13 protein-coding genes are annotated in these 15,154 nt (G+C 42.9%); 3 read left to right on the top strand and 10 right to left on the bottom strand.

All coding sequences use genetic code 11. The features are described from left to right. Nucleotides 1-63: 63 nt before the first annotated feature. The 4 genes from D8848_RS02870 to D8848_RS02855 all read right to left on the bottom strand — a co-directional run bounded on the left by D8848_RS02870 (nt 64) and on the right by D8848_RS02855 (nt 5,801). Nucleotides 64-768: an MIP/aquaporin family protein gene (locus D8848_RS02870; RefSeq protein ID WP_004255366.1), complete on the bottom strand. Its 705-nt coding sequence runs from the start codon at nt 766-768 to the stop codon at nt 64-66. 69 nt (nt 769-837) lie between these two features. Continuing rightward, nucleotides 838-2,664 (bottom strand): type 1 glycerol-3-phosphate oxidase, encoded by a 1,827-nt coding sequence (gene glpO / locus D8848_RS02865; protein WP_045612462.1) that lies wholly within the window; start codon nt 2,662-2,664, stop codon nt 838-840. A 41-nt stretch (nt 2,665-2,705) separates the two neighbouring features. Then, nucleotides 2,706-4,214 carry a glycerol kinase GlpK gene (glpK, locus tag D8848_RS02860; protein WP_060627350.1) on the bottom strand — a complete coding sequence of 503 codons (1,509 nt, stop codon included), beginning with the start codon at nt 4,212-4,214 and terminating at the stop codon, nt 2,706-2,708. Nucleotides 4,215-4,373: 159 nt separating this feature from the next. Then, on the bottom strand, nt 4,374-5,801 hold the full coding sequence (locus D8848_RS02855) for an AcpB/EbpR/MafR family transcriptional regulator (protein WP_125443247.1): 1,428 nt from the start codon (nt 5,799-5,801) through the stop codon (nt 4,374-4,376). A gap of 164 nt (nt 5,802-5,965) precedes the next feature. Here D8848_RS02855 and hslO point away from each other — a divergent pair, with 164 nt between their 5' ends. Continuing rightward, nucleotides 5,966-6,838: an Hsp33 family molecular chaperone HslO gene (hslO, locus tag D8848_RS02850; protein WP_000357854.1), complete on the top strand. Its 873-nt coding sequence runs from the start codon at nt 5,966-5,968 to the stop codon at nt 6,836-6,838. Further along, a complete protein-coding gene (dusB, locus tag D8848_RS02845; protein WP_049551175.1) occupies nt 6,825-7,805 on the top strand; it encodes a tRNA dihydrouridine synthase DusB in 981 nt (326 codons plus the stop codon). Before hslO ends, dusB begins: the two co-directional genes overlap by 14 nt. Nucleotides 7,806-7,862: 57 nt before the next feature. Here the strand turns inward: dusB and D8848_RS02840 are convergent, their stop codons facing one another. Both D8848_RS02840 and D8848_RS02835 read right to left on the bottom strand, forming a co-directional pair. After that, nucleotides 7,863-8,549 (bottom strand): YoaK family protein, encoded by a 687-nt coding sequence (locus D8848_RS02840; RefSeq protein ID WP_084887729.1) that lies wholly within the window; start codon nt 8,547-8,549, stop codon nt 7,863-7,865. A gap of 126 nt (nt 8,550-8,675) precedes the next feature. Continuing rightward, nucleotides 8,676-9,374: a hypothetical protein gene (locus D8848_RS02835; RefSeq protein ID WP_125443246.1), complete on the bottom strand. Its 699-nt coding sequence runs from the start codon at nt 9,372-9,374 to the stop codon at nt 8,676-8,678. 278 nt (nt 9,375-9,652) lie between these two features. On the opposite strand from D8848_RS02835, the gene D8848_RS02830 reads away from it, so the two are divergent. Then, on the top strand, nt 9,653-9,883 hold the full coding sequence (locus D8848_RS02830) for a hypothetical protein (RefSeq protein ID WP_049543241.1): 231 nt from the start codon (nt 9,653-9,655) through the stop codon (nt 9,881-9,883). Between the two features lie 67 nt (nt 9,884-9,950). Here the strand turns inward: D8848_RS02830 and D8848_RS02825 are convergent, their stop codons facing one another. The 4 genes from D8848_RS02825 to D8848_RS02810 form a co-directional block, all read right to left on the bottom strand. After that, entirely contained in the window at nt 9,951-10,724 is a 774-nt protein-coding gene (locus D8848_RS02825) for an NUDIX domain-containing protein (RefSeq protein ID WP_049543243.1), read from the bottom strand. A gap of 1 nt (nt 10,725) precedes the next feature. Then, nucleotides 10,726-11,505, bottom strand: coding sequence for a nicotinamide riboside transporter PnuC (gene pnuC, locus D8848_RS02820; protein WP_045605272.1), 780 nt, complete (start codon nt 11,503-11,505; stop codon nt 10,726-10,728). Nucleotides 11,506-11,514: 9 nt separating this feature from the next. Continuing rightward, nucleotides 11,515-12,573, bottom strand: a complete 1,059-nt coding sequence (locus D8848_RS02815; RefSeq protein WP_045605274.1) for an AAA family ATPase — start codon at nt 12,571-12,573, stop codon at nt 11,515-11,517. Nucleotides 12,574-12,720: 147 nt separating this feature from the next. Next, complete coding sequence (locus D8848_RS02810; protein WP_125443245.1) at nt 12,721-15,153, bottom strand: ATP-dependent Clp protease ATP-binding subunit; 2,433 nt, start codon at nt 15,151-15,153, stop codon at nt 12,721-12,723. Nucleotide 15,154: the final 1 nt, after the last annotated feature.

The following is a 15,154-nucleotide window of genomic DNA, read 5'->3' as shown; positions in this document are numbered from 1 at the left end:
GTATATTTTTAAAAAAGCCTGAGATTTTCATCTCAAGCTTTATCAACATAATTGTTTTCTAGATTAGAAAAGTGAGAATACAAGCACGGCCAAGGCTGCACCGATAACAGGTCCCACAACAGGAATCCAGGCATAAGACCAGTCTCCGTCTCCCTTGTTTGAAATTGGAAGGATACTGTGCATGATACGAGGTCCAAGGTCACGTGCAGGGTTCAAGGCATAACCTGTTGTCCCACCTAGTGATAGACCGATACCGACAATCAAAGTTCCCACTGCAAAGGTTCCGATTCCTGCTTGAAGGTCATAAAGTCCCAAAGCAAAGATTGTCAATACCAATACAAAGGTGCCAAGGATTTCGCTAATCAAGTTTGATACAGTATCTTTTATAGCTGGGCCTGTGCTGAAAGTAGCCAAAATATTTCCTGCATTTTCTTCTGCCTCATAATGTGGCTTGAATTGCAACCAAACCAAAATCTGACCGAGCATAGCCCCTGCGAACTGGGCTAAGATATAAGGCAAAACGGAAGCCCAAGGTAAATCACCTTTTAAAGCCACACCAATTGTCACAGCTGGGTTTAAATGAGCTGGACTGAGCTTGCCAGATACAAATACTGCAACCGCAACTGCAATCCCCCAACCCATGGTAATCACAATCCAACCTGAGCTATTGCTCTTAGTTTTAGGAAGAACCACACCTGCAACAACACCATTTCCTAGAAGAATCAGGATTAAAGTTCCCAAAAATTCTCCAAATAATTCATTCATCATCTTTCTATCTCCATTAAAAAGAAGGGGCGGGCGACAAGGATTGTTGCCCGCCGCCTCTTTTATTTTTTCTTAATTTTTTAATTCTGCTAAATCGTTGTTAGCAAGAGCTGCTTCGACATCCGCACGGTAAGCGGCTTTTTCTTCTTCAGTCCAGTCATAGAATCGTCCCATTTCATCCAAAACTGGCTCAACGATGCTATCCAAACTATCACGCATAAAGAGCATGTGGTTGGTACGACGAAGGAGGAAGTCAACTGGGCTCAGAGCCAACTCATTGCGCATTGCATAGTGAAGGGACAAGGTATCTGCCAAGCTGAGTCCTGGTGCTTGTTCTAAACTATGAGCAAGAGCAAAGACTTTCGGTGCATTTGAACCATAAAGATTTGCTAGGTAATGAGCTTCCTTGCTATCCAAACCACGTGACACTCCAAGTTGCGCAAAGGCTTCGATTTCTGAGTCCACATTTGCTGGGTTCAATTCCCCACCTGAAACAGGGTAAGTCTTAGAATTGATGAGTTTAAAGCTACGGTCAAATTCTGCTTTGAGGATGTCAACCACGCGCTCCATAGCTCCTTCAGCCATCTTACGGTAGTCTGTGATTTTACCACCAGCAAGGGTCAAGAGACCATTATCATCTCGGTCCAAGCTAGAACCACGAGAAACTGCAGATGGGTCCAAATGTTTCTCAGAGGTACTGCTTTCAAGCTTGCTAACAGCAGCCTCTACATCTTCACGAGTTTTTTCTTTAGAGAGATAAGATTCAACAGTCGTAATCAAGTTGTTAAAGCTTTCATCACTGATGGTTCCGTTATTTCCTCCATTGTAGTCAGAAGCGCTATTGCCTGCGATCAATGGACGAAGACCTGCCCAGCTGCTTTCGATATCATCAATAGTAATGTTGGCTTCTGGGAAGCGGTTATTGACAATGCCAAGTAGGTAATCTACATCTTCCTGCGTCACTTTTGGATGTTCCAAATCACCTGTGTAGTCTGTATCCGTTGTACCGAAGTAAGTCTTGTTTTCACGTGGGAGAACAAAGACCATACGGCCATCACCCAAACCTGTATCAAAGTAAACTGGCTGTGAAACCTTGATCTTGCTTGAATCCACTACCAAGTGAACTCCCTTAGTTGGACGCATTTGTGAGAATTGTGTTCCCTTATTAGACAAATTGCGCACCTTGTCGCTCCAAGGACCTGTTGTGTTAATAACCAGACGGGCCTTGATTTCAAAGACTTGGTCTGTCAAGAGATCACGAGCTACAACACCTGTAATCTTGCCACTTTCGTCAAATAGGAAGCCTTCTGCCTTCACGTGGTTAGCAATGAGGGCACCGTCCTGGTTGGCACGTTTGATGTTTTCGATCACGAGACGAGCATCGTTGTTACGGAAGTCAAGGTAAACCCCACCTCCTACCAAACCTTCTTTCTTCAAGTTTGGCTGGCGTTCCAAGACTTCTTCCTTACTCAAAACCTTGTTAGCAGCTGGTGTGTTGTTGACACCTGCCAAGAGGTCGTAAAGATCCATAGCTACTTTAAGACGGAAGAGGCTAAAAGTAGCTCCATCTTCATCGTAAACTGGCAAGAGCATTGGGTCTGGTTTCGGAATGTGTGGAGCGATTTGTTGAACCACTGCACGTTCAGAAACTGTATCTGATACCACTTCTACATCAAATTGCTTAAGGTAACGTAGTCCTCCGTGAACCAGTTTTGTTGAACGGCTGGATGTTCCTTCTGCGAAGTCCTGCATTTCAATCAAACCAGTATCTAGACCACTAGCTGCTGCCTGCAAGGCTACACCAGCCCCTGTAATTCCTCCACCGATAATCAAGAGGTCCAAGGTACGTTCCTGCATTTTTTGAATTGATAATTCACGTGTTTTCTTTGAAAATTCCATATTTACACACTTTCTAACTGAGTCGCTTTATTCTTCCAGTATTAGTCGTCTACTTCCGCAAAGACTTGGGTTGCTTTCACAGCTTTCTTCCAGCCCTTGTAGAGTTGTTCCTTGCGAGATTCGTTCATAGATGGCTCGAAGAGCTCTCCTGTCTCGTTCAAGAGTTTCAACTCATCCAAGTCTTTCCAGTAACCTACTGACAAACCTGCTAGGAAGGCTGCCCCTAGAGCTGTTGTTTCCAAGTTTTTGGCGCGTGCGATATCGATTCCCAAAATGTCAGCTTGGAACTGCATGAGGAAATTGTTCATAGCTGCACCACCGTCTACTTTCAAGACTTGGATAGCTGTCTGCGCATCCACTTGCATGGTGTCGATGATATCACGCACCTGATAAGCGATAGATTGCAAAGTCGCCTTGATAAAGTCTTCTTTAGTTGTTCCACGAGTTAAGCCAAAGACAGAACCTCGAGCGTTTTGGTTCCAGTATGGAGCACCTAGACCTGTAAAGGCTGGAACGACATAAACTTCATCATTGTTGTGAGAATCACGAGCGTATTTTTCAGATTCTGGTGAATTTTCTACCATGCGAAGACCGTCACGAAGCCACTGAATGGCGCTTCCTGCGATGAAGATTGAACCTTCCAAGGCATAGTAAACCTTGCCGTTGATTCCGTAACCAATGGTTGTTAATAGGTTGTTTTCAGACAACTGCATCTCTTCACCAGTATTCATGATGATGAAAGAACCTGTTCCATAAGTATTCTTGACCATACCTGGTTCAAAGGCCAACTGCCCAAAGAGGGCTGCTTGTTGGTCCCCAGCCATACCTGAGATTGGCACTTCTCCACCGTAGAAATGGAATGGCGCTGTCTTACCGTAGATTTCAGAGTTAGAACGAACCTCAGGCAACATTGCTTTAGGAATATTGAGGATTTCTAAAATCTCATCATCCCATTTGAGTTCTTTAATGTTATAAAGCATGGTACGAGCTGCATTTGAGTAGTCGGTCACGTGAGCCGCACCGTCAGTCAATTTCCAAACCAACCAAGTATCGATAGTACCAAAGAGCAATTCCCCTTTTTCTGCTCGCTCTTGAGCGCCTTCTACATGATCCAAAATCCAACGAACCTTAGTCGCTGAGAAGTAAGCATCGATGATCAAACCAGTCTTTTCATGGAATTTTTCCACATAACCTTGGTTTTTTAGTTGCTCAGCTAAAGGGGCTGTTTGGCGAGACTGCCAAACGATAGCGTTGTAGATAGGGAGCCCTGTTTTCTTATCCCAGACAACAGTTGTTTCACGTTGGTTGGTAATTCCGATTGCTTCGATTTGACTTGGCTTGACACCACTTTCGATGAAAGCACCCGCAATAACTGACTGGACTGAGTTCCAAATTTCATTGGCATTGTGCTCTACCCAACCTGCCTGAGGGAAAATCTGGGTAAACTCTTTTTGACTCGAGCTAACTTTTTCTCCTTTTTTGTTGAAAATAATGGCACGAGAGCTTGTAGTCCCCTGGTCAATGGCCATGATGTATTTTTCTTGTGACATGTGCTGTCCTCCTGATAAAGATCTTGAGGATGTTTCCTCTTTACACTTACTAGTATACAAAATAAAGCGCTTTCTTGTTCATCAACTTTTTTTAATTTTTAAAAAAATGTGAGGAGATTGTGTGAATTTCACAAAAAAGACCTGGAACGACCAAGCCTTTTAAGTGAATAATAACTGACGAATAGCCGCCAAATCTTCCATATCCAAGTCATTTTTTAAATAATAGACTGGGGTTTGTTCCTTCTTATGAATGGGGTTATTGGTAACCAGCAAATCATAATGTCGAGTTCGGTCATAGGCTTCAATGGTAATAAAACGATTATATTCCAAATACCGTTTCAAAATGGCTGCCATCCTTGAAAAGACAAGAAAACCAGATGTCAAATCCAGACCAATCCGCATATGCTGACCACCATTTTCTGCCATATATTCCATCAACTGAAGCCATTCCCAGAGAATTTTCTTATCCAAATCCGTCCCCTGCTGAAAGGCAGGTAGAGCATGAAAAATCTCCTCTGCCGTCCCCCTAAAATCATGTTCCATCAGTAAATATGGATGACGATTCTCTAACTTGTACTTGTAGCGATCCTGTAAAATATAGCCCTTATAAAGATAGACTTGAGCACAAAGCTGACTGAGTTCATAGGTAACATGGTCCTCTGTATAATCACCCAGTAACTCCTCCTTCTTCATTTCTTGAATCAATTGCGTCAGTAAAGCTGCCAACTGCCCTCCAAATCCAAGAATATACTCCATAGTATGAAGAGGAAGAATACGATGAGATAGGAGAAATGAGAAGAAAATCATCATCTCACCATCCTCAATTCCGAGAGGAAGGTGTTGCCCAGCAAAAAAGGACGGAGCCTTTCTCAGCAAACGAAGATAGGAAATATTGTCAAAATACCCTCGCATTTTCTCTTCTATGACTTGAAACTGACAGGCATTGACCCGTAGACGTTGTTGACTGATGTGGGACCAGAGAACCAAGTCTAACTTCTGCCCCGAAGACAAGCTTGCACCGCAGATTTCTTCTAAAGTGGCAATCTCCTGTTTTCTCTCTGGTTTCTGCATGTGACCTTCCCACTCCTGACTTGACCAGACCTTGCGAAAAAGACAGAAATAGAAATAGCGAATCTGATGCTCTGGACCTCGCCAACGTCCATTTTGGATGGATAAATCAAATTCTGACAAAATCTGATTTAAACTAGCTAAGTGGCGACCAAGTGTTGCCTCACTAATCATCAATTCTTGAGCCAGCTGATGGGCTAAAAACTGTTGGTGGTAGAGAAGATAGACTAAAATTTGGTATTTAACAGCATTCTCCAAAAACAAGCTCCGAATATCTCTCCCCTTGGTAGCTGCACCGATCGATAGACGCAGATTTTCATCTTCTAAGTGAATAGTCAGCTCTAAGCCACTATCCAAAGCCTTGTCATTGAGAAGGGTGACATATTTGGTTAGGGTTGCTTTTGAAAATCCTGTTTCCTCCATTACAGCCTTGACGGTCGTCTGAGACTCTTGTAATAGAAAGGAAAGGATTGAAAATTGGCCAGATTCGGCCTTTTCCATCAAATCTCCTAAATACATTTGTTACCCCTTTCATTTTCTTCCTTTAGAATAACACAAAACTTAAAAATGATGAAATAATCTGTTTCTCTTTTTATTTTCATGCTGATTTCCTGGTCCATTATCCTGAAAATCAGCAAACACACGGCTCCCCCTTTGGGCATTTTTATGCTAAAATAGTAGCTATGGATAAAATTATTAAAACTATATCAGAAAGCGGAGCCTTTCGTGCTTTTGTCCTTGATAGCACGGAAACCGTCCGCACTGCTCAAGAAAAACACCAAACCCAAGCTAGCTCAACTGTAGCGCTTGGTCGAACTCTTATTGCTAGCCAGATTCTCGCAGCCAATGAAAAAGGGAATACCAAACTTACAGTTAAGGTGCTGGGATCTAGCTCTCTAGGTGCCATTATCACGGTCGCTGATACCAAGGGGAATGTCAAAGGCTATGTTCAAAATCCTGGCGTTGACATCAAAAAGACTGCAACTGGTGAAGTTCTAGTTGGACCTTTTGTCGGAAATGGTCAATTTCTCGTTATCACAGACTACGGTACTGGAAACCCTTACAACTCTATGACTCCTCTCATCTCTGGAGAAATCGGTGAAGACCTTGCCTTTTACCTGACTGAAAGCCAACAGACCCCTTCTGCAGTCGGCCTCAATGTCCTTTTAGACGAAGAAGACAAGGTCAAGGTTGCAGGTGGTTTCCTAGTCCAAGTCTTACCAGGAGCCAAGGAAGAAGAGATTGCTCGCTTTGAAAAACGCATCCAAGAAATGCCAGCTATCTCGACGCTTCTAGAGAGTGAAGACCATATTGAAGCCCTCCTCAAGGCTATCTACGGCGACGAGGCCTACAAGCGTCTTTCTGAAGAAGAAATCCGTTTCCAATGTGACTGTAGCCATGAGCGCTTTATGAACGCTCTTGCTAGCCTTCCAAGCTCAGACTTGCAGGAAATGAAAGAGGAAGACCACGGAGCAGAAATCACTTGTCAATTCTGCCAAACTACTTACAACTTTGATGAAAACGACCTGGAGGAACTCATTCGTGACAAATCTTAATACACCTTTTATGATTGGCAATGTTGAGATTCCCAATCGTACCGTTTTAGCACCCATGGCTGGCGTGACCAACTCAGCCTTTCGTACTATCGCAAAAGAGCTTGGAGCTGGACTCGTTGTAATGGAAATGGTCTCTGACAAGGGAATCCAATACAACAATGAAAAAACCCTGCACATGCTTCATATCGATGAAGGTGAAAACCCTGTTTCTATCCAACTTTTTGGTAGTGATGAAGACAGCCTAGCGCGCGCAGCAGAATTCATCCAAGAAAATACCAAGACCGATATAGTCGATATCAACATGGGCTGCCCAGTTAACAAAATCGTGAAAAACGAAGCTGGCGCTATGTGGCTCAAGGATCCAGACAAGATTTACTCTATTATCAACAAGGTTCAGTCTGTCCTTGATATTCCCCTCACCGTCAAGATGCGTACCGGCTGGTCCGACCCAGCTCTTGCAGTAGAAAATGCCCTCGCTGCTGAAGCTGCAGGCGTTTCTGCCCTCGCCATGCATGGCCGTACCCGTGAGCAAATGTATACAGGTCACGCAGACCTTGAGACCTTGCACGACGTAGCTCAAGCTCTGACCAAGATTCCCTTCATCGCCAACGGTGACATCCGTACAGTTCAAGAAGCCAAGCAACGCATCGAAGAAGTCGGTGCTGATGCAGTTATGATTGGCCGCGCTGCCATGGGAAATCCTTACCTCTTCAACCAAATCAATCATTACTTTGAAACAGGAGAAATCCTACCTGATTTGACCTTTGAAGATAAGATGAAAATCGCCTACGAACACTTGAAACGATTGATTAACCTCAAAGGAGAAAACGTAGCAGTTCGTGAATTCCGTGGCCTCGCTCCTCACTATCTTCGTGGAACATCTGGTGCAGCTAAACTCCGTGGAGCCATTTCACAAGCTAGCACCCTAGCAGAGATTGAAGCCCTCTTGCAGTTGGATAAGGCATAGTCTCACATCTACAACTCACAAAAACGACAAAGCTCAAAAAATGAGTCTTGTCGTTTTTTATATGTTTTCATCTTGTAAATCTAATTGCTTCACTCTAGCTATATAGTAGGACATAATCAAAAACAAATTGAGGCTGATAATCCAAACAGACCATTCATGAAGAAAATGCATCAATACAGCCAAGCTGATTGCCCCCACTATGAAACTTCCCACAACAATCCCATAATTTAAGGCTTGACGACGGTATTCTTGGATATTTCCTTCTCTTCTAGCAATGCGATACAAAGCGGTCAACATCTTTCGGTAATTTCCAGACGTCATAAAAATGACATAGGGATGATCTTCAATCAAGCTACCCGTAAATGTTAGCATCATCATTCCTGTTCCAAAAGCGATGAAAGGAACTTCTAATAGAGGAGATCGTGAAAAGAAAGGCAAAATAAGTGTCCCAATAAATAAAGGAAGCAACATCTTAACTCGCCAGTAGGCCGTTTTGCGGTATTCTTTCATGTGTAGGGCAAACAGAAATCCTAGAGAAAAGAAGATAATTGAGCAGAATCGTAGCATCGTATTAATAACATTTGAGTCGTGCCAATCAGATATAAGTAGGAGAATATTCCCTGTCTGTGTCGCTACCAAACTACGGTATTGAATATGGCAAAACACATCCAAAGAACCACCTACAAATCCAAGAAATACTCCCATCAGTCGTGTGTTTTGAGGTAATATTAATTTATCCGCCATGTATTATCACTCGTTTTCCTTTGATTTTTTTATTATACCACTTTCTCTTGGAGAAACTAAGTGAAAAACAGTTGGCTCACTCTTTTACAGCACGATTTCTAGTAAAAGTTAAAGCACCAAATTTTATTATTGACTCAAAGCAACACTGGAAACCTTGCCATCCGCTCCTGTTGTAATTTGGATAACTTTCCCTCCACCGATTTTAGCATTATACTTACCATCGTCAAGAGTATAAGAATAGCCTTTGATAGAGTAATTTTCTTTCTTTCCATCAGCAGATTCTACTGTAAATTGACCACCTGATGAAACTGTGATGGTTTCGCCATTGGCTCCCTTCCAATTGCCCGCTGCAGCTGAGAAATCACCATCTACCATGGTTAAAACACCCTTGTAGCGTTTATTTTGCTCTGCTTGCTTGTCTTGAAGTTTGCGGTCAGTTGTAGGATCATAGCTTGATTGGTTAGACTGGGCTTGAGGAACCTGTTGAGTTGAAGGAGCCTGAGCAGGAGTTTGTTGACTAGCTGCCTGTTGATTAGCTACTTCTTGACCTTGTCTTTGCTCTGGTGCAGGTGCCGCTTGTGATGGTGTTGCACTTACTGAAGACTGGTCAGTAGACGCCTTGGCCTTTTCAGATGAAGCTGAACTTGAGGACTTCTGAGTCTTGCTTTCTTTGCTAGCAGAAGCTAATTTAGAACTTGATGATTGGCTTGTCTTAGCAGAACTGCTTGCTTGAGTTGTTTCCTTTTTATTTCCACAAGCTCCTAATAGCAAGGTTGAAGCCAATACAGTTGCTGCCATCAATTTAATATAGGTTTTCTTTTTCATTTTTCTACTCCTTTGTAATATTTTAGAAATATAAAGAAATCTTTTTGTAATATAATTGTAACATTAGAATTTAAATATGTCAACAATTTATCTAAACTATTTTAAAAATCTTAAATACTTTAGATACATTTACTCCTCCTACTCTTCTATTCGTAATAAAATAGAAAAGCAGGAGATTTTCCTATTAAAAATTTGAATTTATTTTTGTGTAATCGCTTGCACCTTTAAGTGCAAAGGAATATAATAACATTGAAATAGAATATAGGAGGTGCACTCTTATGCTAAATAAGTATTATAAGTATCTTCCTTGGTTGATTTTGGGAGCAATTGGCTCTTATCAATCAGCCGCTTACTATGCGCAAACTGCATTTGATGTGTTTTATCTGACTACAATCTTTTTGATTGTTTATATCGCCTTGTTATTTTTACATGAGAACTATCTCAAGTATCGATACAAAGACTTCTTTACTCACATGTTGAGCAATTCTAAGAAAGATGGCCATCCCTAAAACAGTCGCAACAGCAAATCAAACTAATAAAGGCAAATAAAGAGGTCGGGAAAAGTTCCCGACCTCTTTATTTCAATCGATAGGTTTTTCTTGGTTTCTTTTTAGGCACTCGTTTGAGTCCAACTTCTTCTACATATTCTCCGTATTTTACGAGAAAGTTATTGCTGACGATTGGACGACCGGGGTTGATAAGATTGACCAGTTCAGTTCCTTCGTAGACAGTGAACTCCTCCTCCAGAAGATAAAGGAAGGTCGGATTCCAGTCGAGACGGCCTTGGATTCGTTTGATGGATTCTTGGATAATGGCATAATGATCAAAAGCGAAGGCTTGCTCCTCCAGCTCCACTCCCTCTAGATAGCATTTGCCTGTCTGAAAATCAACATCTACGAAAACGATATCCTTGGCATCATCTCCTGCCTGAACAAGGTCTAATGCACGACTAGGCAAATAAACCAAGTGGGCAATGGTCACTGTCCAGCCCCGTGGGTCACGGCCGGGAGTCGATACGGTCATCAATTGCTCAATTTTTTCCAAAGGAAGATCGAGATTGACTTCTTCTCTCACCTCACGCTGACAGGCATGCGCAGCATCTTCGCCCTTGTCCATAAATCCTCCAACTAGCGCTAAACAATTTTGATATGGATGAGCCTTGCGACGAATTAATAAGAGTTTGATCTTTCCTTCGACAAAGCAGTAGGCTACCATATCCACCGTCACACTTGGTTTTTCGTATTGAGGGAGTTCCTGCTTGTAGTACCAGTCTAAAAACTCTTCCTGACTTGCATGGATTTCAAAATATTCTCTCTCTGTCATCCCTTCTGGAATCATCGTGTCCGCCATTTTATGCCTCCTTACGAACTGCCTTGGTCCATTGGTACCAACCTACTAGACTATTGAGTGTGTAAACCCAGTACATCCCTTGGATGTGGATGTTTTCACCCCACCAGAGGTAAATACTAAAGAGATTAGTTGCAATCCAGAAAATCCATTGCTCACGGTAGAGACGTGTCATCAAGAGCTGACCAACACCATTGGTCGCATCGGTAACACTATCACGGAAAGGGCGAGCACTATGGATACTTTGGTATGCCAAGCCCATACCAATCCAAATGATAGCAGTCAAAGCCAAGTACTTGAGCCAGTCAAGCACAGATAATTTCTTAGCTTCAAAGTGAGATTCTTCTACTTTTCCTTGGTCATTGATACGATTGGACAACCAAGCATAGAGGCCAATCGGCTGCATGACAAAGAAGTAAACAGTCGTCAAAACTTCACCATAAAAAGTCGCATTCATAGCCAAAACCAAATAGATAGCAGAGTTAATGGCCCCAAAGAGATAATTGCTTGCACGCCCTTCTGCTACCAAGATAACACAGACAATTCCAGTCCAAGATGCAAACAAGCTCATCCAGTCATGACTTTCTGTGTTTTGCGTAAATTCCAAGATCAAGGGAACACTTGACAGGACGATGAGATACAACCACTGGAAGAGGCTACGGCCGACAAAGAGATCTTTCCAGAGCAGGTTCATGATTCCTGCAAAACCAATCTTGCGGGCTTCCGCATGGACGTTTTTAAAGTTTTTGATAAATTGTGTGATTTTTTCAGTTAGTTTTTTCATAATTGTCTCCTAATCTGTTTGGTAAATGGCATCAATAGCCACTTTTGCTGCTTCATAATTGCCTAGGTAATCCTCAGCTAGATAAACTAGTGGAATGGTGGTTAAATATCGCTCTCTCATCTGGTCCAAATGCTGGGAAAAACTATGACGAATATGGTCTTCTGCCATAGTCATATCTCTAAATCCGTCATTGACATAGGAGCCGACAGGCTGCACAAAGAGAATCAAGTCCCATTTTTCCTTAGCTAAGATTGAGGCAAAGAGATTATCAAAAGTCTCTCCTGATAAATCCCCTTGGTCCTCAGTCTCCATGTAATAATCATAGTAGCCCTTGGTTACTAAGGAGTTGGTATCAGCTATCACCAGTCCCCTATTGGCATTACTGTCAATTAACTTAGAGGTCTGGTCATACTGCCCCAACAGGAGATAATAATAATCCTTTGGAGTCAATTCATCGTCGCGGACATTGTTTTTGATCTGGTACTCACGTGCGTATTCCAAGCTGACTGGTGCATCGTAATACCTAGCCAAATCCTTGGCTAGAGTGGTCTTCCCATTGCTGGCACTTCCCATAATCAACACTTTCTTTGTAAACTGACGTCGGAAGGGTTGAGCAATATATTTCCAATATTTGCTTGGATTTTCTCGAATCATAGTCGCTGAGATACCAAACTTTCTTTCTTGCAAGACAGTCTCAAAGCCACGATTTGATAATTCTTGCTGGTAGTCTGCTTCTCCCACAAAGAAAATTAGTTCTTGCTGGGTTTCATCATAGGAAATCTCCTCTAACATTTGGTCCAACCACTCCTGCCAGCCCATAGGGTAACGGGGAAGCTTGCTCTCGTCTAACTTGCAGACAGAGGTCAACTCGTCATCACGAAAGGCCTCTCGGATATAGCGAAATCTTTTTTGAAGCGTTAAGCCTACCTGCTCCCCTCTATCTCCCTCATAGCCTGAAACGACAACCCAGACCTGGTCACACTGCCGCTTCGCTCGCTGAATCAGATCAATATGTCCTTGATGAAGTGGAGCAAAGGTTCCAAATACCACTGCTGTTTTCTTTTTCATAAACGCATTGCCTTTTTATAATTTTTGATATTTTTGTTATCTATGTTTTTATTATAAACTATATATTTGTTTTGTCAATAGTTTTTTATCATTTTTTATAAAAAGATTGCGAAAAAGAGAATCAAGATTGCTCCTGATTCTCCATTTTTATGCAATATCAAATTTTAACTGGCCTGCTTTGACACCAATCTTAAGTGTGCTGCCTGCCACCAAATCTCCCTTAAGAAGAAGTTCTGCCAACTTGTCTTCCACTTCTGTTTGCAAGGTTCTGCGAAGTGGACGAGCTCCCATCTCTGGGTCGTATCCTTGATTTGCCAACAATTTCAGTGCGGAAGTTTGTAATTTCAAGTCAATGCCTTTTTCAGCCAAACTTGCAACTAAAGGTTTGACCATAATCTTCACCACTTCCTGCATATGGTCGCTAGACAGGCTATGGAAGACCACCTTTTCATCAATACGGTTGATAAACTCAGGTCTATAAGCTTTTTTCAGCTCTTCAAACATGCGTTTTTCCATATTCTCCTGATCAAAACGAATATCCTTAGCTCCAAAACCAACAGTCTTATCATCACGAAGGGCTGTCGCACCAAGGTTTGACGTCATGATAATAATGGTATTTGAAAAGTCAACCTTGCGTCCCTTGCTATCAGTCAAGACACCGTCATCCAAGACCTGCAAGAGGACATTAAAGATGTCTGGATGGGCCTTCTCTACCTCGTCAAAGAGGAGAACGGAATAGGGTTTATTGCGAACCTTCTCTGTCAACTCCCCACCTTCTTCATACCCCACATAGCCTGGAGGAGCTCCGTTGAGACGACTGGCTGCGAATTTCTCCATATACTCACTCATATCAAAGCGGATAAGAGCTGATTCGTCGTCAAAAAGAACTTCTGCCAGAGCCTTAGCCAATTCGGTCTTACCGACACCTGTAGGTCCTAGGAACATAAAGGAACCAATCGGACGCTCGTGACTGCGAATCCCTGACTGATTGCGGCGAATGGCACGGCTAATGCTTGAAACTGCTTGATCTTGACCGATGACACGTTTGTGCAGTTCAGCTTCCAGATTCAGGTATTTCTTGGCATCAGTCTGAGTCAGTTTTTGGACTGGGATACCTGACAAACGACTCAAGGTGGTCAAAATATCAGACTCTGTCACCAAGTCTTTATAGACAGGCACTTCCTCTTCTTTTGCGATTAGCTGGGCTGCCTGTTTCCACTTACCATCCATCAGGGCCTTGTCAGCTGGACTCAAACCTGAATCGTCTGCTTTTACATGCTTTGACTTATTTTGCACTGTTGCTGCTGCCTCATCCAAGAGGTCGATAGCAGAGTCTGGCAAGTGACGACTAGTTAAGTAACGATGAGCCATCTTAACGGCTGTTTCAACCGCTTCATCTGTGATTTGCACCCGGTGATATTTTTCATAAGTCGCCTTCAAGCCTTGCAAAATGGTCATGCTGTCTGCCACACTTGGCTCTTCAATCGTCACTTTGGCGAAACGACGAGAAAGGGCTGCATCTTTTTCAATATGTTTTTGGTATTCTTCCTGAGTGGTCGCACCAACTGTTCTCAAAGTTCCACGCGCCAAGGCTGGCTTCAAGATATTAGCCGCATCCAGAGTTGAGTCAATCCCACTACCAGAACCCATGATAGTGTGAAGTTCATCGATAAAGAGGATTACTTGGCCATCTTCTTCAATATCCTTAATGATATTGTTCATGCGTTCTTCAAAGTCACCACGGAAACGTGTCCCTGCAACGACATTCATCAAATCCAGCTCTAACACGCGCATCTTAGCCATTTCCGCAGGTACATCACCACTAGCAATACGCTGAGCGAGTCCAAGCGCCAAGGCTGTTTTCCCGACACCAGCATCCCCAACCAAGACAGGATTGTTCTTGGTCTTACGGCTCAAGATTTGAATCATACGCGAGATTTCCTTATCCCGACCGATGACTGGTTCTAACTTGCCAGAACGCGCTTGCTCTGTCAAATCATGCGTATAATCCTCGAGACCACCGCTTGGAGTCTGGGGCATGCCCATCATATTGGCCATAGAATTTTGCTTATCAGCTACTGTACGATGGCGTTGGCGTAAAGCCTTGAGGTCTTCACGAGTCCAGCCTGCCCGTTCTTCTAAATTTCGACGAAGAGCAGCAATCTTGACCTGATCTTTCTTGTCTTCATAAGAAAAACCAGCCCTCTCCAAGATACGAGTCGCCAAGGCATTGCCATCATGCAAAATCGCATAAAGGACGTGCTCTGTCCCCAGCACCTTAGCATGGACCACTGACGCTACATACTCTGCTTCGTCAAAAAGAACCTGCAAACGATGGGAGAACGGCAATTCCGTAAAGGTTTCATCCTGGCTATAGTCCGTTTCAGTCAGTTCCAAAGCGACTTCTTCTAAACGGTCCATCTCATATGGATAATCATTTAAAGTCGCCCCTGCCACACTATAACTGTGATTAGACATGGCAATCAACAAGTGCCAAGACTCTAGATAACGAGCTCCAAAATGGCCAGCCACCATGTAGGCACTTTCGATACATTCATTCAATGCTTTTGAATAGTTCATC

This window comes from Streptococcus mitis (assembly GCF_003942775.1).
Taxonomy (GTDB): domain Bacteria; phylum Bacillota; class Bacilli; order Lactobacillales; family Streptococcaceae; genus Streptococcus; species Streptococcus mitis_CN.
Note: the sequence above shows the minus strand (reverse complement) of the source record. Positions and strands in the feature narration are given on the sequence as shown.